We start from the raw sequence: 22,227 nt of genomic DNA, 5'->3' as shown, positions 1-22,227 counted from the left end.
GAAGAAGAACGGGGGGCCGCGCAACCGCCGCCTGTCAGGCTCCGCCGGTCTCCGCGATCCTGCGGGCGAGGTACCTGCGCTCCGCGTCGGTCGGCGCGAGCGCCAGAGCCTCCCGGTAGGCCTGCGCCGCGTCCGCCGTACGGCCCAGCCGGCGCAGCAGGTCCGCGCGCGTCGCGGCGAGCAGGTGGTGCCCGGCGAGCGCGCCGCCCGCCCGCAGCTCGTCCACCAGCCGCAGACCGGCGAGGGGGCCGTCCGCCATGGCCACGGCCACCGCCCGGTTCAGCTCGACCACCGGAGACGGCGCGAGCCGGGCCAGCTGGGCGTACAGCCCGGCGATCTGCGGCCAGTCGGTGTCGTCCGGGTCGAGGGCGGTGGCGTGGCAGGCGGCGACCGCCGCCTGCACCTGGTACGGCCCGGGGCGGCGGCGCGTCAGCGCGTCGTCCAGGAGCCGCAGTCCCTCCTCGATCTCGTCGTGGTCCCATCTCGTGCGGTCCTGCGACTCCAGCGTGACGATGTCGCCGGCTTCGTCGAAGCGGGCCGCGCGCCGCGAGTCCTGCAGCAGCATGAGCGCGAGCAGCCCGAGCGCCTCCGGCTCGTGCGGCATGAGCCCGGCGAGCACCCGGGCCAGCCGGATGGCCTCGGCGGCCGGTTCGGGCCGGGCGGGACTCGGCCCGCCGCTGGCCGAGTATCCCTCGGTGAACAGGACGTACAGCACGCCGAGCACGCCGGCCGTCCGCTCGGCCAGCAGGTGCGCGGGCGGCACCCGGTAGGGGATCCCGGCGTTGCGGATCTTCCGCTTGGCCCTGACCAGCCGCTGCGCCATGGTCGTCTCCGGCACCATGAACGCCGCGGCGATCTCGCCCGTGGTCAGCCCCGCGAGCGTACGGAGGGTGAGGGCGACCTGCGCCTCCAGCGGCAGGGCGGGGTGACAGCAGGTGAACATCAGGCGCAACCGGTCGTCGGGCACGCGGTCCTCCTCCGCGTGCTCCTCCCCGTACTCCTCGGCGGGCTCGGCATCGGGGCCCATGGGCGTCGCCGCCAGCGCGCGCAGCCGCGCCGCCTCGGTGGTGCCGCGGCGGAGCCGGTCCAGCGCCCGGTTGCGGGCCGCCGTGGTGAGCCACGCCCCGGGGCGGCGCGGCACGCCGTCCCGGGGCCAGCGGGCGAGCGCCCGGGCGAAGGCGTCCTGGGCGCACTCCTCGGCCAGGTCCCAGTCACCGGTCAGCCGGATGAGCGTGGCGACGACGCGGCCCCACTCTTCGCGGAACGCCTCCTCGACCACGGCGGCGACCTTCCCGGGCTCCGGAAGCCCGGCCGCCGCGGAGACCTGCACGGGTTCCGGGAGGCCGGCGTCGCCCGTTTCGCTCATTTCGCTCATTCCGGCCAGAACGGCCTCACCTCGATCGCGCCGTACGACGCCATGGGGTGCTTCGAGGCGACCTCGATGGCCTCGTCCAGGTCCGCGCACTCGATGATGTCGAATCCGCCGATCTGCTCCGTGGTCTCGGCGAACGGCCCCTGGGTCACCAGCCCGGCCCGCACCGTCGTGGCGTCGCCGACGGGGCACAGGCGGTGCCCCTGCAGGCGGACGCCGCGGCGCTCCATCTCCTCGACCCACGGCTCGGGGTCGCTCTGCTCCGGGCTGATCTCCATCGACTCGTCGCCGCAGATCAACAGCAGGTATTTCATTCGTTCGGCCCTCCCGGGACGGTGTTACGGCGGCCGCCCTGCGCGGCCGCTCTCCTCCACGACGCGGCGGACTCCCGATTTCGACATCCGCTCCGCCCCGATGTCGAAATCGCGCTCCGCCGTCGTCGTCCGTGCGGGAGGCGCACAGGAAGGCGGCGCCGTAGGGGAAGGCGGGACGCATGTCCGAGGTGGCCCGGAGAGCCGGTCGGGACGGACGACGGGAGAGCCGGGAGGGGAGGGCGGTGAGCCGGGAGGGGAGGGCGGTGAGCCGGGCACGCGTCGCGGTGACGGCGGTGTTCGCCGTGAACGGCGCTCTCATCGCCGCGTTCGCGGTGCGCACCCCCTCCCTGAAAGCGGATCACGGGCTGACGGAGGCGCTGCTCGGGCTCCTCATCGCCCTGGACGGCGTGGCGGCGCTCGTCGCCACGCGGGTCGCCGGGCGCCTCGCGGCGCGGATCGGCAGTGCGTGGGTCGTGCGGATCGCCGCGGTCGCGCTTCCCCTCGCTCTGCTCGGGATGGGCCTCGCCGGCGGGACCGTCCATCTGGCGGCGGCCATGCTCCTCGTCGGCGCCGCCAACGGGCTGCTCGACACGGGGATGAACGCGCAGGCGGTGATGGTCGAGCGGGCGGCGCACCGTCCCATCATGAACGGCTGCCACGCGGCATGGAGCATCGGCTCCGTGGCCGGCTCGCTCACCGGTGGGGCCGCGGCGCAGGCGGGCATGTCCCTCGCCACGCACTACCTGATCCTGGGCGCGGTCGTGACGGCCGTCGTCCTGGTGGTGGGCAGGGGGCTGCCAGCCGAGGAGCCGTTCGCGGGGCCCTCGCCCGCGCGTACGGACGACGTCGCGGGACGGCGGGCGTGGCGGGCGGGCTGGACGCGTCGCGTCCTGCTCCTCGGCGCGATGGGCGCGGCGGTGCTGGCCTGCGAGGGGGCCGTCATCACCTGGAGCGGGGTGTTCCTGCACGAGGACCGGGGCGCCTCGCTGGGCGTGGCCTCGCTGGGCCTCGTCGCCTTCACCGCCTGCCAGACGGCCGGACGGCTCGTGGGCGACCGGCTGTCGGCGCGGCACCCGGCACGCGTCCTGGTGCGGAACGGCACCGCGATGGCGGCCGCCGGCCTGACGGCGGTGGTCGTGGCCCCCACGCCGCTCCTCGCGGTCGCCGGGTTCGCCCTCGCCGGACTCGGACTGGCGACGCCGCTGCCGTTGATCTTCAGCGCGGCCGGCCATACGGGCGCGGAGGAGGGCGCGGCGGCGGCGACCGCCGCGGTCGCCCGGCTCACCACCATGACGTACTCCGCCATGCTGCTCGCTCCGGCGCTCGTCGGCCGGCTCGCGCAGTTCCTCGGACTGACCTGGACGCTGGCGCTGCTGGTGCCGCTGCTGGTGACCGTGGCGTGGAAGGCCCCGGCGGCGATCCGGACCGCGATCGGGCCCGCTCCTCCGGTGGCCGCCGAGAGCCCGGGCGGGCCCGCGTGACGCGCCGCGCCCCGCGTGACCGCAGGGGACCGCCGGTCAGGGACGCTCAGCGGCCTGCACGGTGTGCCGCAGCAGCAGCGCGGTGGTGACCGGGCCGACCCCGCCGGGCACGGGCGTGAGCGCCCCGGCCTTGTCCGCGACCCCGACCGCGTCGACGTCGCCGACCAGGCCGCCGTCCTCGGTGGGGTTGGTGCCGACGTCCACGACCACCGCCCCGGCCCGCACGTGATCGGCCGTGATCAGCCCGGCGCGGCCGACCGCGGCCACGACCACGTCGGCCGCGGCGGTGACGGCGGGCAGCTCCCGCGTGCGGGAGTGGCAGACCGTCACGGTGGCGTTCCTGTCCAGCAGGAGATGGGCGGCGGGTTTGCCGACCACGGTGGACCGTCCGACCACGGCGACGTGGCCGCCGGCCAGATCGATCTCGTGGTGGTCGAGGATCGCCACGACGGCCTCGGCGGTCGCGGGAGCGAAGGCGGGCAGGCCCGCGGCCAGGCGGCCCAGCGACAGCGGGTTGGCGCCGTCGACGTCCTTCTCGAACGCGATCGCGCCGGCCAGGTCCTCCAGCTTCGCTCCCGCCGGCAGCGGGGTCTGGAGGATGATCCCGTGCACGGTGTCGTCGGCGCTCAGCGCCGCCAGCCTGCCGCGGATCAGCCCGGGGGCGGCGTCCGCACCGAGATCGACGATGTCGCACGTGATGCCGGCCTTCTCGGCGGCGCGGGCGATCGAGCGGACGTACCAGGCGCTGGACTCGTCCGCGGTGGCGACGACGACCGCGAGCTTCGGCGGCGTGCCCGCTCGCGCCAGTTCGGCGGCGGTGGCGGCGGCCTCGGCGCGGATCGAGGCGGCGAGTTCCTTGCCGGACAGGACGCGGGCGCTCACTTGGCGATCTCCTCACGGACGGCGGCGGTGACCCGTTCGGCCCGCGCCGCGATCTCGTCCACCCCTGCCGCCACGGCGGCGAGCTCGGCTCGGGCCCGCTCGTCCTTGATCCCGCCGAGGTTGATCTCGATGTTCACCCGGCCGGTGGTCGCGGCGGCCCGGGCGGCCTCGGTGGCGGCGGCGATGTCGGAGACGACGTTGCGGTTGCCGATGGGCAGCAGTTCCTCGGCGATGCCGACGGCCTTCCCCGCGACGGCGACCACTTCGGCCGGGACCCTGCCCGCACCCACCAGCGCCTCGGCGATGGCGGCAGAGCGGGCCGCCTTCGCCTCGTCGGTGTCCTTGGGCAGTTTGTACGCCTCGGTGACGGCCGTGAACGCCGCCGCGTCGTCCTCGGCCAGGCGCAGGGCGCTCGCCCGCAGTTCGTCGGTCTCGCCGGCGATGCGTTCGATCACGGCCGCGTGTTCGGCGTACTTCTCGCCGGTGGTGTATCGCGCGACCATGCCCAGCAGCGCGGCGGCCTGGGCGGCGTGCAGGGCGGCCGCGGCGCCTCCTCCGGGCGCGGGCACCCGGTCGGCGAGCCGGGACAGGTAGTCGCTGATCGTCTCGTCGCGCATAGTGCCCGTCCTCCGATGGTGACAGCACGGCCGGTGACAGCAGGGCCGGTGACAGCACGGCCGGGAAAATCCTCCCACGTCCCGCCCGTCACTCCGCGTACGGGCTCCTTCGTGTCAGCGGGACGGGCGGGCCGTCTCGACCGCGGGCCGTACGGGCTCGGGCGGGGCCGCGGCACGCCGGGCCCCGGACGGCGTCTGGCCGAGCAGCGTGCCGCCGAGGGCGAGGGCCATGCCGAGCAACTGGAGCGGGCTGAGCGCCTGGCCGAGGGCGGCCCAGCCGATCACGGCGGCCGACAGCGGGCTGAGCAGGGCGAGGAAGGCGACGGACGTGGCGGGTAACCGGCCGATGCCGCGGAACCAGATCCAGTACGCGCAGGCCGTGCCGACGCCTCCGAGGTAGACGTAGCCGAGGAGATTCCCGGTGCCGAGCGCGGGCGGCGCCCCCTCGATCAGCAGGGCGACCGGGACGAGCAGCAGCCCGCCCGCGGTGAGCTGCCAACCCGTGAAGGCGAGGGCGCCGACGCCCTCCGGACGGCCCCAGCGCTTGGTCAGCACGGTCCCGGCCGACATGGACGCGGCCCCCGCGAGCCCGGCGAGCACGCCGACCGTGTCCATCCGCGCCTCGGCGCGCAGCACGACCAGGGCGACGCCGGCGACTCCGACGACGCCGGCGAGCAGCTTCCGCCCGGTGGGCCGTTCGGCGAGCAACACGCGGGCGAAGACGAGCGCGAACAGCGGGCCCACCGCGCCCAGCACGGCCGCGACGCCGCCGGGCAGCCGGTAGGCCGCCAGGAACAGCAACGGGAAGAACGCCCCGATGTTCAACGTGCCGAGCGCCGCCGCGCGCCAGATCCACCGCCCGTGCGGCAGCACCCGGCCGATGACCAGCAGTATCAGTCCGGCGGGCAGCGCTCTCATCAACGCGGTGAACAGGGGACGGCCGGGCGGGAGGAGCTCCGTCGTCACGGCGTAGGTCGAGCCCCAGACCAGCGGGGTGAGCGAGGTGAGGGCGAGTGTGCCCAGGGCCGGAAGGGAGCCACGATCGACGATTCTCATGATTGCTCCTCATTGATAATCTCAGTGTTGAGATAACAGCACGCCGAACAGTTAAACGTCAAATATATGAACGCTGAGAGACGTCGAGGGAGCCTGCATGGGCGACGCGGTGGACATGCTGCTGGACCAGTGGCGGCGGGAACGGCCGGACGTCGACCCCTGGCCGATGGGCGTCGTCGGCCGCGTCTCCAGGCTCGCGCGGCTGCTCGACCGGGAGCTGAAGGAGTTCTTCTCGACCTATGACCTGGAGATCTGGGAGTTCGACGTGCTCGCGACGCTGCGCCGGTCGGGCCCGCCGTACGAGCTGACGGCGGGAGCTTTGAACAGGGCGGCGATGGTGACCTCCGGCGCGATCACCAACCGCATCGACCGGATGGCGGCCAGGGGCCTGGTCGAGCGCATCCCGGACTCCGGCGACCGGCGGTCGATCCGGGTCCGGCTCACCGAACGCGGCCTCGCGCTGGTGGACGAGGTGCTGGAGCCGCACGTCGCGAACGAGGCGCGACTGCTGGCGCCCCTGGACCCCCGGGATCGGGACCACCTCACCGAGGCCCTGCGCACCCTCCTCGCGTCCCTCGGCGACACCACCCTCGGCTAGCTCCTGAGAGCTACGCGGGAACGTGGCTCCGCGGGGTGACGCGGGCGAGCCGGTCGCGGCGCGAAGGTTCGTAGGTGTCCCGGGAGGCGGCCACGCCGCTCCCTTTCCCCCGAACTTCGAGGAGAAGACCGTGCTCGCACAGCACTCCGCGCGTCCGGCCGGGGCGGCCTCGTCCGCTCGGCGGCTGGGGTGGCTCAGGTGGTTGGCGCTGACGCCCGTGGCCCTGCTCGCGTCCGTTCTGGCCTTTCTCACCGCGGCGATCATGCTGGGCGCCTACGTGCCCGCGATTCCCAAGATCGGGATGATCGGCCCGGTGCTCGGCGGCCAGTATCCGTTCCACATGGCGTTTCTCGCGTTGATCGGTGTCGCCCTGTCGGCGCTGGCCTGGCGCGGCGGCCTGGTCCGCTGGGGCAGAACGGTCGCCGCGATCACGGCGCTGTCGGCCGTCGCCGCCCTGGTCGTCTGCGGCGTCCAGTTCGCCGCGGCACGCCGGGCGGGGACGAGCGTGTCCCTCGGCGAGGTCTTCAGCCAGCTCGCCTATCCGGGCGTCACACCGGACACCACCCGGACCTACGCGGTCCGGGACGGCGAGTCCCTGAAGGCGGACGTCTACCTGCCCGGGGGTCAGCGGGCGGGCAATGCTCCCGCCGTCGTTCTCGCGCACGCCGGGGGGTTCCACACCTTCGACAAGAGCGACCTGCGCGGCACCGGCCGCTGGCTGGCCGACCACGGCGTCGCCGTCTTCGCCGTCGACTACCGCCTCGCCACCCCCGAGCGGCCCACCTGGGACAAGGCTCCGCAGGACCTGCTGTCGGCCCTGCGCTGGGTGCAGGACCACGCGGACGGCTTCGGCCTCGATCCCGCGCGGATCTCCCTGGGCGGCATGTCCGCGGGCGGCACGCTGGCTTTGGACACGGCGTACCGCCTGAAGAACGGCACCATCCGGGCCGCCGACGGGCGCATCCCGGAGCCCCCGGCGTCCGTGGTCGGCTTCTACCCCGGCACCGACGTCACGGAGATGTGGCGGGCGAACATGGACCGCAGCCGCGACGCCGCGGAGTGGTTCACCGGCGGTACCCCGCAGCAGTACCCGCAGCGCTATCGCGAGACCTCTCCCGTCGCACAGGTCCGGGCCGGCCTGCCGCCGACGCTGCTCGTGGTGGGCGACCGTGACCGCAGCGTCCGGCCCGCGACGGTCAGGGCGTTCGGCGACGTGCTACGCCGCCACGGCGTCGACACCAGGATCGAGGAGCTGCCCTTCGCCGACCACGCCTTCGACGACGCCTACGGCAGCCTCACGTCCCAGACCAGCCGGCAGATCCTGCTCGGCTTCCTGACCGATCACTGACGCCGCCGAAAGCCACCAGGCTCCGCACTCGGGCGGCGTCCTCGCGGGGGAGGGACGCCGCGGTGAGCGCCCGGCGGGAGTCCATCGGGCGGAACGCGGTGCGGGACAGGCCCGTCCACGCGAACGCCTTGTCAACGGCTGCCGTACGGCGTCTCCGCCCGGGAAGGCAGGCGGCGGTGACGCGGCCGGCGGCGCGGGCGGTCCAGGGCAGGCCGCACCAGGCGTACAGGTCGCGGAAGCCGTCGAGCGGGGCCGCGCACAGGTCCTCGTAGCGGACGACCCTGATCCCCGCCGTACGGCCCGCCGCCGTGTCGGCGACCCGGCGAGCGGTCTTCCACAGCAAGGCCGCGCCGGCTGTCGCGTCGTGAGAACCGGCGAGGGCGGCCGGTTCCGCGACGTGGGGGTGGTCGCGGACCAGAAGCGGCTGGCCGAGCAGTTCGCCAGGGTCCACGCGCCAGCCGAGCCGCCGCCAGCTCGCCACGAACGACACCGGATCGCGGAGCAGCACGATCACCCGGCAACCGAGCCGCTCGGCGAACCACTCGGCGGACAGCACCGCGAAGGGGTCGTCGAGCAGGGCCCGCCTGGCCAGCAGGCGGCCGAGGGTGAAGGCCGTGCCGTACTTGGCCATGCGTGCCAGGTCGCCGGGCCGGTGGTTGCGGCGGGCTTCGGCGGCCCAGTTGTAGCGCAGCGCGACGGTGCGGGAGAACGCCGCCAGCCAGGGCGTCTCGTTGTCCGGGCAGATGTATTGGAACCGGTGCGTCACGGACGCGTCGAGCACACCGGGGGAGCGACCGGGCGGACGCTGCGGATTGAGCGGCTCGTTCACGTAGACGAGGCGGCCGCTCGCGGTCAGCATCCGGCCCACCCAGCTCGTGCCGCTGCGCGGCAGGCCCGTGACCAGCACGGGCGGCCCTGAGGCCGCCACCCGGTCCGGCTCGCGCCGCCGCTCGGATGCCGGTGTCACGACGCCTCCATGAGGGCCCTCGTCCGAGTGGGACGATTCAGGCCGAAGGGGCGCAGGCCGTAGCGGCGGTGGACCTGCACGGCGGGCAGCAGGTTCTTCACGATGACGCCGCCCGACCAGCCCAGCGCCGCCCCGAGCGCGCCGTGCGCGGGCACGAGCAGCACGTCGAGGACGACCGTCACCGCGACCGCCGTGGTCACGTTGGCCAGGCCGGCGGCCGTACGCCCGCCCGCGACGAGCACGACGTCGACCATGCCGCAGGCGGTGGCGACCATCATCGTGGCCGACAGGACGAGCGCGATCGCGCCGCCACCGGCGTAGGCGGGCCCGAACAACGGCAGCAGCCACGGTGCGAGCGCCGCGTATCCCAGCCATAGCGGCCAGGTGAGCAGCACGAGCCACCTCGTGGTCGTGCGGTACACCGCGCCGGCGCCGTCCAGGTCGCCCTCGGCCAGGGCCCTGACCAGCCGTGCCTGCGCGGCCTGGGCGAGCCCCTGGTTGGCGAGCTGGCCGAGCACCTTGAAGCGGGTCGCCGCCGTGTAGACGGCCGCGGCGGCGGGCCCCGCGAGCAGCGCGACGATCACCACGTCGAGCCGCTGGAACACCGACTGCAGGGCCGCCGCGGCCGACCGCGGCGCGGTGTGCCGCCAGAACGCGCCGACCTCTCCCACCTCGTACGGACCGAGCGCGCGCAGCCGTACGGCGGCCAGCGTCATGCCGGCCACGGAGGGAAGCGCCCACGCGGCGACCAGCACCGGCGGCGGGGCTCCGGCGAGCACGGCGGCGGTGACGAGGGCGAGCTGCCCGAGCGGCTGGACGGTCCCGGAGAGCAGCAGCGTCGGCCGCATGGTGCCGAGCCCGCGGGTGGCGCAGATCAGCACGTCCGACAGGGCGACGAACGGCAGCGCGGCGGCCAGCACCGCCCAGACGCCGCCGGGCACGCCGGTGAGCCCGGCCAGCGGCCCGGCCGCCAGGGCGATCCCGGCGCCCGTCACCGACGCGAGCAGGGCCACCGGCGCGAGGACCCCGAGGACCAGCCGCCGCCCTCCGTCCCGGCCGGCGCCGCACGCGGCACGGTTGCGGGCCAGGGCGTGAACGAGGCCGTTGCCGGTGTCGAGGCGGACGACGCCCGCGAGCATCAGGCACAGGGCCGTCGCGGTGAAGAACGTCCCGGCCGCCGCCGGTTCGAGCGACCGCGTCACCACCAGCGTGATCGCGACCTGCCCGCACGCCGTGGTGCCCGCCGTGGCCAGACCGGCGAGCCCGTGCCTGAGAAGACCCCCCGTCAGCGCCGCCACGAGGGCACCGTCCCGAGCCACGGCACGAGCAGCTCGTCCCACGGCTCGAAGTGCTCCCGAAGCCGGCGGTGAACCGACGCGGGCATGACCGCACGCGGCCGTGCGTTGTGCCGCTCGAACTCCACGTTCCCCAGCCGGGGCAGCCCGAGGAAGCCCAGCACCCGGTCGTACGCGGAGGCGGGATCGCGGAACAGCAGCCCGCTGTCGAGCACCAGGATCCGGTCGTGCCCCACGAGCGGCTCCAACCGGGCCAGTTGTTCGGCGTACCGCCCTCGGGCCAGGTAGGCGTGGTGCCGGTGCGCGTGACTCGCGTACCCGGGGACGGTCCGCAGCCGTTCGGCCTCACCCGCGAGGCGTTCCGGCTCCAGCGCGAGGGCGCGCTCGAAGCACGGCTCGGTCTCGAACCCCCGCGCCAGCTCGTGCGCGTGCGCGGAGCAGGCCCGCTCGACGGGATCCCGGACCAAAGCGATCAGCTTGACGCCGGGCAGGTCCTCCGCGATGCGGGCCCCCGCCAGGGGATGGAACAGGTAATAGGGAGCGGACTCGAACGCCAGCGGGTCGCGGCCGTACCGGAGCCTGAGCGGCAGCGCCGTGGACGCCAGCGGGAAGTGCGCGCGATACCACGACAGGCCCCGGTCGTAGGCCATGTCGAAGTAGTGGACGCCCTTGCGCAGCACGGGCTTCAGCATCAGCGGGTGCCGGGACAGGGCGCGGTACAGCGAGGTCGTGCCGCACCGCTGGGCCCCGACGATCAGGAACGACGGCAGCACCCTGCCACCGCTGGTCACCCTCCCGGCGGCGAACGAGACGGCGTGCGCGGGACGTTTCAGCACGGTCCTCACAGCAGGGCCTCCAGGTGGTCGACGAGAGGGTTCAGCCAGACGGCGGGCGGACCGAGCGGCTCGTGGCCGTCGCGGCGGTGCCGCTCGGCCAGGGCGACCAGATAGTGGACCGCCGTACGCCGGGCCAGGGCCACATCGGCGCCGAACGGTTCCAGGAGCCCGCCCGCCTGGGCGAGACAGGACCGGGCGGCGATCGGAGGCGGCATCCGGCGCAGCGCGCGATGGAAGAAATGGTGCAGGGCGTCGAAGCCGGGCGGCACGCCCACCGCGAACCGTTCCCAGTCCCACACGAGCAGCCGCCCGTCCGCCCCCGCGGCGATGTTCCAGGGGGTGAAGTCCCCGTGCCAGGCCGCCTGGTCGCCCGCGCCCCCGGCCTCCGCCTCGCCGTACGGGCGGATGGCGGCGATCTCCCGTACGGCGGACGCGAGCAGACGGGCGGGCACGCGGCGGGAGGTCACGGGCAGCGGCGACAGCATCAACACCTCCAGGCCCCGCCACACGCCGTGATACAGCACGTCGGGCGGCACGACGACCTTCAACGGCCGCCCGGCGAGCATGCGCAGCACCTCGCTCTCGTACCGCACCAGCCGCCTCGCCCGGGGCGAGTCGCCGATCTTCACGAACCCCGCGAGCCCCGACTCGTCGTACGCCTCCAGGATCGGTTTGCGGTTGGCGCGGAGGGCCGGCCTGACGTGGACGACCACCCGCACGCGGCGGCCGAGTACGTCGCTCAGGTGCGTCTCGATCGTGTCGGGTCCGCTTCCGACGGGCAGGCGGCGGCCCAGCGCGGTGTGCCACCACGCGCGCGGGACGACCCGCCGGGGCACGAGGCGATGCGGCAGCACGCTGCGGACACATGGCCGGGCGCCGGACCCGGAGGAGGGGAACAGCAGGGGCAGGACCTCGTCCAGATAGCCGAGCCGATCGGCAGCGTCCCTCATCGCGCCTCCGTGGGATCCGATGTGACGGCGGCGTTGCGCCAGAGCAGGGCGAAGGAGATCAGATACAGGGTCAGGGCACTGATCAGGCCGTCGTAGACGAACATGTAGAGGAGCACGAGGATCATCACGAGCGTCCCCGCCCTGCCGATCGGCGACCGGTCCGCCCAGTAGCGCCGCACCGCCCCGGCGAAGAAGGCGACGTACAGCAGGGCTCCCGCGAAGCCCTGGCTGATCAGCAGCAGCCACAGTTGCCCGTCGCTGCCGAGCGGGGGATGGCCGCACTCCACGCACCACGCGCTGCGGCCCGTCGTGACCGTGCGGTGGCTGCCGTACGCGTAGCGGGTGTTGCCGAACCCGATGACCGGCGACGAGGCCGCGACCCGGACCGTGGCGGCCACCGTGAACGCGCGGATGCCGTTGCTGTGCGGGTTGTCCAGCCGTTGCGTGACGATGGTGCTCAGCGGCGACAGCAGGAACACCGCCGTGGCGACGGCCGTGACCGCCGTGGACAGCAGGAGCCGTCCGCCCGGTGCTCCTCGGTTCCCGACTCCTCGGCCCCTGAGTACGAGGTACGCCGCCGAGACCCCGAGCCCGATCCACAGCCCCCGGTTGAGCGAGTAGACGACCGGGACCGCCGCGACGGCGAGCAGCAGCACGGCCACCGCACGCCGGCACGGCCCGCCGTAGGCCCACCAGCCCACCACGAACCAGATCACCAGCACCGAGACGTCGCTGCCCCAGGCGTTGGCCCACTCGAACGGCGCCTCCGGGCGCGGCGAGGCGTGCCCGAGCACGTGCTGCACCTGGGCCGCCGTCGGGTGGATCAGGTTGGCGACGAAGGGGTTGCCGCCGATCCACGACGGCAGCGCCAGCTCCAGCGGAGAGGTGAACGCGAAACCCGGCGCGAGCACGCCCAGCAGCCCGCCCGCGACGGCCGTCAGGAACAGCACGCCGAGCCACCGCACCAACGTGCGCTGCGGCAGCTCGTCCAGGGTGAGATTGCCCAGGTAGAGCACCATGACCAGGAGCGAGACGTAGACGGCCAGCCGCATCAGATAGCCGATGACCCGGCTGGTGGCGAGCTCGCCGTACGTGCCGTCAGGCGTCTCGGCGAGCGCGAGCGCGCTGATGAGGTAGCCCGTGAGCAGCAGCGCCCACAGGCCGAAGCCCTTCGGCACGCGGATCGGCCGCCTGCGCCACAGCACCGCTGCCATCGGCACGGCCAGCACCACCACCGACAGGGCGCCCAGGCCGAGCGCCCACCAGACCGGGTAGCCGAGCAGGAGCGCCGCGATCGGCCACGCCGCCGTGCCGCCGCGGGCCGCCGGGCGGCCCCGTTCCGGTTCGCCCGCCGCATGACGCCGGTCGCCGGACCGCCATCGCGCCGGTCGCGTCGCATGTGGCCGTGCCGGATGCTCTGACCGCGCCGAAGAGCCTGGCCGCCCCGGGGTGTCCGTCCGGCTGTGCCATACGTACTCGTGCGGGAGGGCGGTGCGGGGGCCGGGGACGCTCACGTGCCCCACTGCGCGGTCTCCGGGACGGGCGCGACGAATCCCGGCGGCACGGCGACGGCGCCGAGAACGCGGGCGCCCTGCCGGGCGAGTTGCCGTACGGCCCGGGTGACCTCGGGGGAGGTCGTCCGCCGCAGGCCGACCAGCAGCAGGGCGGCGTCGGGGTGGGCGGACCGGCCGGTCACGACCGTCACCGGCACGAGATGCGCCAGCGCGGTGCCGAGGCCCTTCGCGAGCGGCCTGGCCGCGCCGCGTGCCCCCGCGCCTTCACGGCCGCCTGCTCCCACGTCTTCGAGGAGCAGCCGGTGGGGCCCGCCGCCCAGGGACGTGGCGACGGCGGCGGCCATCTCGTCGAGGAACGCCGGATCCGGCCTGGCCGGAAGCTCGGCGAGCAGCGGCAGGCCGCACAGTCTCTCGATGTCCGCGCAGGTGCGGATGCGGGTGTCCAGCCGGTCGCGGCCGAAGGCGGCCCCCGCCCCGGCGAGGACGCCGAGGAACAGGCCGCTGCCGAGGAAGAGCGGAGGGCTCGGATGGGCCGGCCGCGCGGGCGGCCTGGCGGGACTTATCACCGTGCCCGGTGTCACGGCGACGGTCTTCAGCGCGTCGTAGCGCAGCGTGAGGTCCGACAGTTGCCGGGTGAGCATGGCCTGCCGCCGTGGCGTCCCCGGCCCCGCCGCGCTCTGCCCTCCTGCGCCTCCTGCGTTCTGCCTCCCTGCGCCTCCAGCGCTCTGGCCCGCCGCGCCCCCGGCGGCCGTGGCCCGGGTCGTCGCCGCCTGAGTCGCCGCCTGGGTCGCCGCGGCCTCGTCGAGATCGTCCTCGACCTCGCGCAGCCGCGCGGCGATCAGCTTGAGCTGGGAGCCGATGGCGTCCTCGGCGGCGCGTGCGCGGTTGCGCAGATACGCCTCCGCGTACGCCTGGGCTCCCGCCGCCGCGGCCCGGGGATCCGACGCCGAGTAAGAAATGGAAAGAATGGCAGAATTGGGGGGAACGTCCACTGTCATGTGCTCCCGTAATCCCTCCGGATCCGGATTTTTCAGTATCCCGGCGGCCAGAGCGGAGACGACCGCCGACCGGGCGATCTGTGATTCGGTGTCGAGGTTGAGGGGCTCCCTCTGCCGGGAATTCGGCACGTTGAACTGTTCCTGCGCACCGGTCGGCAGCACCTGCACCTGGGCGACCGCGGTGTAGCGCGCGGGGGTCAGTGCGAGCGCGGCGGCCCCGCCGCCCACTCCCGCGAGCAGGCAGGCGGCGGCGACCAGGCGCCTGCGCCCGAGCACCGAGCCGTATTCGGAAAGGTCGCGGCTGTGCGGCGGCAGGCTCATCGGACTCCCCGTGCCCTCGTTCGTCACGCGGCCGCGGCGGCGGTGGGACGGGCGATGGCCCCCGGATGAGGGAGGAGCCGCCGGGCGCGTTCGTGGTCCCGGCGGCGATCCGCCGGGATCCGGTCTCGAACTATAAGCCGCCGCGGAGTTTCGTCCCGGGCTGTTTCCGAATTCGCGTCAGGTGATGGCCGCTCGATTAGCCGATGAAAACGGAAATGTCCGTACTCGCGAGATGAGGAAACGGCCCCGAAGCCACGGGAATTGATGGGATGGTGTTTGCCCATCCGTTCATTGCCAGGTCTGCCGAGAAAAGGGGGAGCGATGAGACTCATCGCCGGCGTGGCCGTACTCGCGGCGGGGGTGTGCGCGACGGCCTGCACGGGCACCGCCACGAGCGGGCGGGTGCCGGGCGGCGGCGCCGGGACGACGCCGGTCGCCTGCGCGGTCACGGACAAGCTCATCCCGACGTGCGGGGCGTGGTGGGGGATCGCGCCCGACGTCTTCTCCGGACGCGGACCGGTCCGCGCGGTGGACCTGGCCGAACGGCGCATGGGCCGCCGGGCCGACATCGTGCACGTCTACCACCGGGGCGGGGAGCTCTTCCCGACCGCCGAGGAGCGGGAGATCGCCAAGGGGCCCCGCCTGCTGCTGGTGAACTGGAAGCCGGCGCTCGACCACACGTGGGCCGAGGTCGCGCGCGGCGAGGTGGACGGGCGCGTCGACCGGCTCGCCGAGCACATCCGGCGCACCTTCCCCGGCCGGTTCTTCCTCACGATCCACCACGAGCCGGAGAACGACGTGCGCGAGGGCGGGGGCTACTCGCCCGCCGACTACGTCGCGATGTATCGCCACGTGGTGACCCGCCTGCGGCAGCAGGGGGTGCGCAACGCGGTGACCGTCATGACCTATATGGGCGCGCCCAACTGGGCGGCCAAGCCGTGGTTCGGCCGGCTCTATCCGGGCGACGACGTGGTCGACTGGGTGGCCTTCGACCCGTACGCGGACGACCGGGTGAGCGACTTCGCCGGGCTGGTCGACAAGACCCGGCCCGACGCGCCGGGCTGGCCCGGGTTCTACCGGTGGATGCAGGCCAGGTTCCCGGCCAAGCCGATCATGGTGGCCGAGTGGGGCGCCTTCGAGCGGCGCGGGGCACCCGCGTTCAAGCGCGACTTCTTCGAGTCGGTCCGGCGCCAGATCGCGGACTACCCGCAGATCAAGGCGCTGGTCTACTTCGACTCGCCGCTGGCGCCCCGGGGGGACACCAGATTCGACACCACGCCGGGTGCCACCCGGGCGTTCACACAGCTGGGGCGGTTGCCCCGCTTCACGTCGACGCCGGTGCCGCCCTCCTGAGCCTGCGGCGCACCCCCGGCGGGCGCGTCGGCGGACGCCCCGGCGGACGCCTCAGCGGACCCAGCCGCCCGAGGTGACGAGGTTCAGCACGGCGCCGACCGCGCGCTCGATCGTCATGTCCGTGGTGTCGAGGACGAGGTCGGCGTCCTCCGGCTCCTCGTACGGATCGGAGATCCCGGTGAACTCCGGGATCAGCCCGGCCCGGGCCTTGGCGTACAGGCCCTTGCGGTCGCGGCGCTCGCACTCCTCCAGGGAAGTGGCGACGTGGACGAGCAGGAAGTCGCCGCCGACCTCCTCGACCATCGCCCGCACCTCGTCCCTGGTCTCGGCGTACGGCGCGATGGGCGCGCAGATGGCCAGGCCGCCGTGGCGGGCCACCTCGGCGGCCACGAAGCCGATCCTGCGGATGTTGCGGTCGCGGTCCTCGCGCGAGAACGTGAGCCCGGCCGACAGCATCCGCCGCACGACGTCGCCGTCCAGGTAGGTGACCGTGCGGCCACCGCGTTCGAGCAGCGCGTCGCGCAGGCCCCGGGCGATCGTCGACTTGCCCGAGCCGGACAGCCCGGTGAAGAACACCACGAGCCCCCGCTTGTGCGGCGGCCCGGGAATCGTGATCGGCGCGGGACCGGCGTAGTGCTCGGTGGCGCCGTAGTTGCGCGCCACGTGCTCGCGGAGTTCGAGGTCGATCTCGGTGTCCTCGCGCGGCGCGAGCGGCACCGCGACCACCGTCGCCCCCGGGAGCCGCTCGGCCGCCTTGAGCGCGGCGCGCACCACGGCCGGGCCGCCCTCGCCGAAGACGAGGGGCATGAGGAGCACGGTCGCGTCCAGTTCCTCGGCGGTCGCCGCCACGTCGTCCAGCGCGGCGCCGTCGAGCGGCCCGCGCATGGTCACCGCGAGGACCTCGCCGTCGGGCAGGTCCTTGCGGACCTCCTCCGGCGTACGGCGCAGCCGGGAGAACGGACCGTACACGGGGGCGTCGAGCGCCTCGACCGGCCCGGCGGCGTGATGGCCGTCCCGCTCCACGACGGTCAGCACCGCGACCGCCGCGCCCTCGGGGTCTTTGAGTGTCACCCGGTCGCCGGGCCCGAACTCGTCCGGGAGCGCGATCGTGATCGGGTCGGGCCAGGACGCCCCTCCGGGCAGCCGCCCGCGCTCGGCCACGCTCTCCACCTCGGCCGAGGTGAGGAAGCCGGTCAGCGGCGCGTACGCCCCGGACAACAGCAGCTCCAGGTCCGCCAGCTCACGTGCGTCGGGCGTCCACTCGGTCATTGCTTCCGTTTCCGCTCGATCGGTCCCAGCTTGGTCTGGGGCGCAGCTCGGTGGGTCGGATACGCACCTTACTTGCAACCGCACGCATAGCGCGCCGGTGCTCCGGGCGTCCACAGGCAGACATTAATCCGAGGAGGTGCTCGTGGACGCCGCAGAAGAGCGACGATTCCGCGAATTCGTGTCGGCCCGCGCGCCGGCGCTCACGCGGCTGGCCTATCTGCTGACCGAAGGAGACCAGCACTCCGCGGAGGACCTGCTGCAGACCGCTCTGGCCAAGCACCGCGCACCGGTCCCTCGCCCGGCTGCGGACGACCGCGCCGGAACTCGCCGATCTGCGCCTGAGTGAGGTGATCTCATGACGCCCCGGATGCTGAAGCAGACGTTGGAGGAGTGGTCGCGAGAGGTCCACGTGCCCGGCGACCTCGCCGACCGCGCGGGTCGGCGGCCCGCCGGTGGTGGTGCCCGTCCAGCCCTACCGGCAGACGGCCAGCACCTCCCGGCTACGTCGACACGGAGTCGAAGGCGGGCGTGTCGCCCGACGGCACGCTGCTCGCCGGTAGCGGCCCGGTTGTAGTGGCCCGGTTGTAGCGGCTCAGATGAGGCGGGCGAAGTGGTTCTGCGGACGGCGGATCACCATGGTGATCTCGTCCTCGGTGCCGTTGAGCCCGCCTCGCGAGAGCGCGGCTACGGCCCGGCAGACCACCGCGACCAGACCGCCGTGCGGCCCCCGCCGGGCCGGGCCGCTCACCGCCGAGTAGTCCTCGGCGATCATGAGCCCGCGCATCAGGCAGTACGCCTGGATGCCCTCGCGGGAGGCCAGCGGTTCGTAGACCGCGGGAAGCGGCCCCACGGACCCGGCCGGGGCGAGCGTGCGCCACAATCCCCGCCGCAGCCAGCGGGGGGTCACCCGGTCGCAGAAGCCGTACGCCGACTTGCGGTCGCGCATCTTCAGCAGCAGCAGCCCGCCGGGGCGCAGACCGGCGACGAGCCGGTCGAGCACGAGCTCGGCGTGGTGGACGCGTTCGAGCAGGAACGAGACGTAGACGACGTCGAAGGAGCGGGGCGGGATCGGCACGAGACGCAGGTCGCCCAGATAGGACGCCTCCAGGTCGCCGCGGTTGGCGGTGTGGGCCCGCAGGGGCGGGAGATCCTCGTCTACCCCCGTCATCCTCGGTTCGTAGCGCCCCACGTCGAGGGCGCCGCCCCGGCCGCAACCGGCGATGAGGATGTCGAGCCGCCGCCCGAGCTGGTCGGTCCACTGCTCGCGAATCCGCTGGCTGAACACGTCGTCCTGGTCGGCGGACGACAACCGAACCTCTGTCATGCCACTGAGAGTAATCATTTGACGACGTTCAGTGGCGCATTTGCCGTCACCCGCCATGTCCGGACCGAGGAGCGACCGGAGCGAGGCGAGGGGACAGGGCGTAGCCTTGGTAGCCGCGGCCCGGTTGGGAGCATCTCGCCGATCCCCTCCGTCAGGGGATCGGCCGGATGAACGGGGTCGCGTCCGCACGCCGGCTGTCTTAGTCACGGGGCTTTTGAAGGCATCGATGTCTCTTTCCGGACTGCTCGACCTCGTATCCGCCGAACCCAGGCTGGCCGCCGCGCTCGACGCCGCCGGGCAGGCCGCCCATCCCGGCGCCGAGCTGGTGGCGCCGCCGGCGCTGCGGCCGTTCGCCGTGGCCGCGCTGTCCCGCGTACGGCCGGTGCTGGCCGTCACGGCGACGGCGCGCGAGGCGGAGGATCTCGCCGCCGCGCTCACGAGCCTGGTCGACGAGAACGCCGTGGCCGTCTTCCCCGCCTGGGAGACGCTGCCGCACGAGCGCCTGTCGCCGCGAAGCGACACCGTCGGCCAGCGCCTGGCCGTGCTGCGGCGGCTGGCGCACCCGGTCGAGGGCGACCCGGCGGCCGGCCCGCTGCGGGTCGTGGTGGCCCCGGTCCGCTCGCTGCTCCAGCCCATCGTGGCCGGCCTCGGCGACCTGGCGCCCGTACGGCTGCGCGCGGGCGACGACGCCGACCTGGACGACGTGGTGGCCCGGCTGGTCGAGAACGGCTACCACCGGGTGGACATGGTGGAAAAGCGCGGCGAGGTGGCCGTGCGCGGCGGCCTGCTCGACGTGTTCCCGCCCACCGAGGAGCACCCGCTGCGGCTGGAGTTCTGGGGCGACACGATCGAGGAGATCCGCTGGTTCAAGGTGGCCGACCAGCGCTCGCTGGAGGTCGCCCAGGACGGGCTGTTCGCCGCGCCCTGCCGTGAGCTGCTGCTCACCGACGACGTACGGCGGCGCGCCCGCGAGCTGGGGGAGGAGCACCCGGCGCTGAAGGACGTGCTCGACCAGCTCGCCGAGGGCGTGCCGGTGGAGGGCATGGAGGCGTTCGCGCCGGTGCTCGCCGGGAAGATGGACCTGCTGCTCGATCACCTGCCGATCCGGTCGGCGGTGTTCGTCTGCGATCCCGAGCGCATCCGTGGCCGGGCCGTCGAGCTGGTCCACACCAGCCAGGAGTTCATGGAGGCGTCCTGGATCGCCGCGGCGGCGGGCGGCGAGGCGCCGATCGACCTGGAGGCGGCCGCCTTCCGCACGCTCGAGGAGGTGCGCGACCACGCCCGCGAGCTGGGCCAGCCGTGGTGGAGCATCGCCCCCTTCGGCGAGGGCGCGGAGCTGGACGCGCAGGACGTCGAGGCCTACCGGGGCGACACCCAGCGGGCACTGGCCGACATCAAGGGCTGGCTCGGCGCGGGCAAGGCCGTCGTGCTGCTGAGCGAGGGGCACGGCCCGGCCGAGCGCATGGTCGAGCTGCTCAAGGGCGTCGACGTGGCGGCGCGGCTCGTGCCGGCCCTCGACGGCCCGCCGCCGAAGGACGTCGTGCAGGTCACGACCGGCCGGATCGACCACGGCTTCATCACGCCGGACGTCGCCGTGGTGACCCACCTCGACCTCGTCGGCCAGAAGGCGTCCACCAAGGACATGCGCCGGCTGCCGTCGCGCCGCCGCAACATGGTCGACCCGCTCCAGCTCAAGGTCGGCGACCACGTCGTGCACGAGCAGCACGGCGTCGGGCGCTACATCGAGATGGTGCAGCGCACGATCCAGGGCGCGACCCGCGAATACCTCGTGATCGAGTACGCCAGGGGCGACCGGCTCTACGTGCCGACCGACCAGCTCGACGAGGTCACGCGCTACGTCGGCGGCGAGGCCCCGACGCTCAACCGGATGGGCGGGGCCGACTGGGCCAAGGCCAAGACCCGGGCGAAGAAGGCGGTCAGGGAGATCGCGGGCGAGCTGATCCGGCTCTACTCGGCCCGGATGGCCTCGCCCGGCCACGCGTTCGGCCCCGACAGCCCCTGGCAGCGGGAGATGGAGGACGCTTTCCCGTACGCCGAGACGGGCGACCAGCTCGAAGCGATCGACGAGGTCAAGCGCGACATGGAGCGGCCCGTCCCGATGGACCGCCTGATCTGCGGCGACGTCGGCTACGGCAAGACCGAGATCGCGGTGCGGGCGGCGTTCAAGGCGGTGCAGGACGGCAAGCAGGTCGCCGTGCTCGTGCCGACGACGCTGCTGGTGCAGCAGCATCTGTCGACGTTCGGCGAGCGGTTCGCCGCCTTCCCGGTCGCGGTGAAGCCGGTCTCCCGGTTCCAGACCGACGGCGAGGTCAAGGCGACCCTCGACGGCCTGCGTACGGGCGAGGTCGACGTGGTGATCGGGACGCACCGGCTGCTGTCGCCCGAGGTGAAGTTCAAGGACCTCGGGCTGATCATCGTGGACGAGGAGCAGCGGTTCGGCGTCGAGCACAAGGAGGCCATGAAGCACATGCGCACGCAGGTCGACGTGCTCGCCATGTCGGCCACGCCGATCCCGAGGACGCTGGAGATGGGCCTCACCGGCATCCGCGAGATGTCGACCATCCTCACCCCGCCCGAGGAGCGGCACCCGATCCTCACGTTCGTCGGGCCGTACGACGAGAAGCAGATCGGGGCGGCGATCCGGCGCGAGCTGATGCGCGACGGGCAGGTGTTCTTCGTCCACAACCGGGTCCGCACGATCGACAAGGTGGCCTCGCGGCTGCGCGAGCTGGTGCCGGAGGCGCGCATCGCGGTCGCGCACGGGCAGATGAACGAGACCCAGCTCGAGAAGATCATGGTGGACTTCTGGGAGCGCAGCTTCGACGTGCTCGTGTCGACCACGATCGTCGAGTCGGGCCTGGACGTGCCCAACGCCAACACGCTCATCGTGGACCGCGCGGACAACTACGGCCTGTCGCAGCTCCACCAGCTGCGCGGCCGGGTCGGCCGGGGCCGCGAGCGCGGCTACGCCTACTTCCTCTATCCGCCGGAGTCGCCGCTGACCGAGACCGCGCACGAGCGGCTCGCCACGATCGCCCAGCACACCGAGATGGGCGCGGGCATGTACGTCGCGATGAAGGACCTGGAGATCCGCGGCGCCGGCAACATCCTCGGGGCCGAGCAGTCCGGCCACATCGCGGGCGTCGGCTTCGACCTGTACGTCCGGATGATGGCCGAGGCCGTCCAGGAGCAGAAGTCCAAGCTCGCGGGCGAGGCGAAGGTGGAGGAGCGGCCCGAGGTCAAGGTCGAGCTGCCGATCAACGCCCACGTGCCGCACGACTACGTCACCTCCGAGCGGCTGCGCCTCGAGGCGTACAAGCGGATCGCGGCCATCGGCTCGGAGGACGACATCGCGGCGGTCCGCGACGAGCTCACCGACCGATACGGCAGGCCGCCCCAGGAGGTGGACAACCTGCTGGAGGTGGCGCGTTTCCGGATCAAGGCCCGCAAGGCCGGGCTGACCGACGTGACGCTGCAGGGCCAGCAGATCAGGTTCGCGCCCGTCGAGCTGAAGGACTCCCAGCAGGTGCGGCTGCAGCGGCTCTACCCCCGCTCCATCTGGAAGCAGGCGACGGGCATCCTGCTCGTGCCGGTGCCCAAGACCAAGCCGATCGGCGGTCAGCCACTACGCGACCTCGACCTGCTGAAATGGTGTGGGGACCTGGTCGAGGCCCTGTTCCTGGAGTCGATGCGGGTACAGTGACCCGCGAA

Annotated in this window: 18 protein-coding genes and 1 pseudogene; 6 read left to right on the top strand and 13 right to left on the bottom strand. The window is 73.6% G+C overall.

What is annotated here, in order from left to right; translation table 11 throughout:
- Positions 1 to 34 precede the first annotated feature (34 nt).
- Entirely contained in the window at positions 35 to 1,366 is a 1,332-nt protein-coding gene (locus AB0O28_RS27175) for a sigma-70 family RNA polymerase sigma factor (protein ID WP_363644862.1), read from the bottom strand.
- Positions 1,367 to 1,371: 5 nt separating this feature from the next.
- Positions 1,372 to 1,686, bottom strand: coding sequence for a YciI family protein (locus tag AB0O28_RS27170; protein WP_363644860.1), 315 nt, complete (start codon positions 1,684 to 1,686; stop codon positions 1,372 to 1,374).
- A 263-nt stretch (positions 1,687 to 1,949) separates the two neighbouring features.
- Between AB0O28_RS27170 and AB0O28_RS27165 the strand changes: the two genes are divergently transcribed.
- On the top strand, positions 1,950 to 3,167 hold the full coding sequence (locus tag AB0O28_RS27165) for an MFS transporter (protein ID WP_363644858.1): 1,218 nt from the start codon (positions 1,950 to 1,952) through the stop codon (positions 3,165 to 3,167).
- 36 nt (positions 3,168 to 3,203) lie between these two features.
- On the opposite strand, the gene AB0O28_RS27160 is transcribed toward AB0O28_RS27165, so the two are convergent.
- The 3 genes from AB0O28_RS27160 to AB0O28_RS27150 form a co-directional block, all read right to left on the bottom strand.
- Positions 3,204 to 4,049 carry a bifunctional 5,10-methylenetetrahydrofolate dehydrogenase/5,10-methenyltetrahydrofolate cyclohydrolase gene (locus AB0O28_RS27160; protein WP_363644857.1) on the bottom strand — a complete coding sequence of 282 codons (846 nt, stop codon included), beginning with the start codon at positions 4,047 to 4,049 and terminating at the stop codon, positions 3,204 to 3,206.
- Entirely contained in the window at positions 4,046 to 4,666 is a 621-nt protein-coding gene (locus AB0O28_RS27155) for a cyclodeaminase/cyclohydrolase family protein (RefSeq protein WP_363644855.1), read from the bottom strand. The genes AB0O28_RS27160 and AB0O28_RS27155 overlap by 4 nt, the downstream gene beginning before the upstream one ends.
- A 114-nt stretch (positions 4,667 to 4,780) precedes the next feature.
- Positions 4,781 to 5,722 carry an EamA family transporter gene (locus AB0O28_RS27150; protein WP_363644853.1) on the bottom strand — a complete coding sequence of 314 codons (942 nt, stop codon included), beginning with the start codon at positions 5,720 to 5,722 and terminating at the stop codon, positions 4,781 to 4,783.
- Positions 5,723 to 5,819: 97 nt separating this feature from the next.
- Between AB0O28_RS27150 and AB0O28_RS27145 the strand changes: the two genes are divergently transcribed.
- Positions 5,820 to 6,320 carry a MarR family transcriptional regulator gene (locus tag AB0O28_RS27145; RefSeq protein WP_363644851.1) on the top strand — a complete coding sequence of 167 codons (501 nt, stop codon included), beginning with the start codon at positions 5,820 to 5,822 and terminating at the stop codon, positions 6,318 to 6,320.
- Between the two features lie 130 nt (positions 6,321 to 6,450).
- Positions 6,451 to 7,668 carry an alpha/beta hydrolase gene (locus AB0O28_RS27140; protein WP_363644849.1) on the top strand — a complete coding sequence of 406 codons (1,218 nt, stop codon included), beginning with the start codon at positions 6,451 to 6,453 and terminating at the stop codon, positions 7,666 to 7,668.
- Here AB0O28_RS27140 and AB0O28_RS27135 read toward each other — a convergent pair.
- From AB0O28_RS27135 to AB0O28_RS27110, 6 genes are read right to left on the bottom strand one after another with little or no spacing between them, the layout of a single operon-like run.
- On the bottom strand, positions 7,616 to 8,635 hold the full coding sequence (locus tag AB0O28_RS27135) for a sulfotransferase (RefSeq protein ID WP_363644847.1): 1,020 nt from the start codon (positions 8,633 to 8,635) through the stop codon (positions 7,616 to 7,618). The two genes, AB0O28_RS27140 and AB0O28_RS27135, sit on opposite strands and share 53 nt — an antisense overlap.
- The gene (locus AB0O28_RS27130; protein ID WP_363644845.1) at positions 8,632 to 9,933 is read right to left on the bottom strand and encodes a polysaccharide biosynthesis C-terminal domain-containing protein; all 1,302 of its coding nucleotides are present in this window, start codon (positions 9,931 to 9,933) and stop codon (positions 8,632 to 8,634) included. The genes AB0O28_RS27135 and AB0O28_RS27130 overlap by 4 nt, the downstream gene beginning before the upstream one ends.
- Positions 9,921 to 10,775, bottom strand: a complete 855-nt coding sequence (locus tag AB0O28_RS27125; protein ID WP_363644843.1) for a sulfotransferase domain-containing protein — start codon at positions 10,773 to 10,775, stop codon at positions 9,921 to 9,923. Before AB0O28_RS27125 ends, AB0O28_RS27130 begins: the two co-directional genes overlap by 13 nt.
- Positions 10,772 to 11,716, bottom strand: a complete 945-nt coding sequence (locus AB0O28_RS27120; RefSeq protein WP_363644841.1) for a hypothetical protein — start codon at positions 11,714 to 11,716, stop codon at positions 10,772 to 10,774. The genes AB0O28_RS27125 and AB0O28_RS27120 overlap by 4 nt, the downstream gene beginning before the upstream one ends.
- Positions 11,713 to 13,230: a hypothetical protein gene (locus AB0O28_RS27115; RefSeq protein WP_363644839.1), complete on the bottom strand. Its 1,518-nt coding sequence runs from the start codon at positions 13,228 to 13,230 to the stop codon at positions 11,713 to 11,715. The genes AB0O28_RS27120 and AB0O28_RS27115 overlap by 4 nt, the downstream gene beginning before the upstream one ends.
- Positions 13,227 to 14,549, bottom strand: coding sequence for a hypothetical protein (locus tag AB0O28_RS27110; RefSeq protein WP_363644837.1), 1,323 nt, complete (start codon positions 14,547 to 14,549; stop codon positions 13,227 to 13,229). The genes AB0O28_RS27115 and AB0O28_RS27110 overlap by 4 nt, the downstream gene beginning before the upstream one ends.
- A 321-nt stretch (positions 14,550 to 14,870) precedes the next feature.
- Between AB0O28_RS27110 and AB0O28_RS27105 the strand changes: the two genes are divergently transcribed.
- Complete coding sequence (locus AB0O28_RS27105; RefSeq protein ID WP_363644835.1) at positions 14,871 to 15,902, top strand: glycosyl hydrolase; 1,032 nt, start codon at positions 14,871 to 14,873, stop codon at positions 15,900 to 15,902.
- 51 nt (positions 15,903 to 15,953) lie between these two features.
- Here the strand turns inward: AB0O28_RS27105 and cysC are convergent, their stop codons facing one another.
- A complete protein-coding gene (gene cysC, locus AB0O28_RS27100) occupies positions 15,954 to 17,249 on the bottom strand; it encodes an adenylyl-sulfate kinase (RefSeq protein WP_363644946.1) in 1,296 nt (431 codons plus the stop codon).
- Between the two features lie 64 nt (positions 17,250 to 17,313).
- Between cysC and AB0O28_RS27095 the strand changes: the two are divergent.
- Positions 17,314 to 17,448: pseudogene (locus AB0O28_RS27095) on the top strand (SigE family RNA polymerase sigma factor); the annotation flags it as partial.
- 315 nt (positions 17,449 to 17,763) lie between these two features.
- Here AB0O28_RS27095 and AB0O28_RS27090 read toward each other — a convergent pair.
- Positions 17,764 to 18,495: a methyltransferase domain-containing protein gene (locus AB0O28_RS27090; protein ID WP_363644834.1), complete on the bottom strand. Its 732-nt coding sequence runs from the start codon at positions 18,493 to 18,495 to the stop codon at positions 17,764 to 17,766.
- A 226-nt stretch (positions 18,496 to 18,721) separates the two neighbouring features.
- Between AB0O28_RS27090 and mfd the strand changes: the two genes are divergently transcribed.
- A complete protein-coding gene (gene mfd / locus AB0O28_RS27085) occupies positions 18,722 to 22,219 on the top strand; it encodes a transcription-repair coupling factor (RefSeq protein WP_363644832.1) in 3,498 nt (1,165 codons plus the stop codon).
- Positions 22,220 to 22,227: the final 8 nt, after the last annotated feature.

Origin of the sequence: Microbispora sp. NPDC088329 (genome assembly GCF_040685655.1) — a bacterium.
Taxonomy (GTDB): domain Bacteria; phylum Actinomycetota; class Actinomycetes; order Streptosporangiales; family Streptosporangiaceae; genus Microbispora.
The sequence above is the reverse complement of the archived record's forward strand: the minus strand, read 5'-3'. Positions and strand labels throughout refer to the sequence as shown.

Excerpts from the sequence above, each read along its gene's own strand:
- AB0O28_RS27175 (WP_363644862.1), bottom strand. The coding sequence starts at position 1,366 with ATGAGCGAAACGGGCGACGCCGGCCTCCCGGAACCCGTGCAGGTCTCC.
- AB0O28_RS27155 (WP_363644855.1), bottom strand. The coding sequence starts at position 4,666 with ATGCGCGACGAGACGATCAGCGACTACCTGTCCCGGCTCGCCGACCGG.
- AB0O28_RS27145 (WP_363644851.1), top strand. The coding sequence starts at position 5,820 with ATGGGCGACGCGGTGGACATGCTGCTGGACCAGTGGCGGCGGGAACGG.
- AB0O28_RS27120 (WP_363644841.1), bottom strand. The coding sequence starts at position 11,716 with ATGAGGGACGCTGCCGATCGGCTCGGCTATCTGGACGAGGTCCTGCCC.
- AB0O28_RS27090 (WP_363644834.1), bottom strand. The coding sequence starts at position 18,495 with ATGACAGAGGTTCGGTTGTCGTCCGCCGACCAGGACGACGTGTTCAGC.
- AB0O28_RS27110 (WP_363644837.1), bottom strand. The coding sequence starts at position 14,549 with ATGAGCCTGCCGCCGCACAGCCGCGACCTTTCCGAATACGGCTCGGTG.
- mfd (WP_363644832.1), top strand. The coding sequence starts at position 18,722 with ATGTCTCTTTCCGGACTGCTCGACCTCGTATCCGCCGAACCCAGGCTG.
- AB0O28_RS27150 (WP_363644853.1), bottom strand. The coding sequence starts at position 5,722 with ATGAGAATCGTCGATCGTGGCTCCCTTCCGGCCCTGGGCACACTCGCC.
- AB0O28_RS27170 (WP_363644860.1), bottom strand. The coding sequence starts at position 1,686 with ATGAAATACCTGCTGTTGATCTGCGGCGACGAGTCGATGGAGATCAGC.
- AB0O28_RS27105 (WP_363644835.1), top strand. The coding sequence starts at position 14,871 with ATGAGACTCATCGCCGGCGTGGCCGTACTCGCGGCGGGGGTGTGCGCG.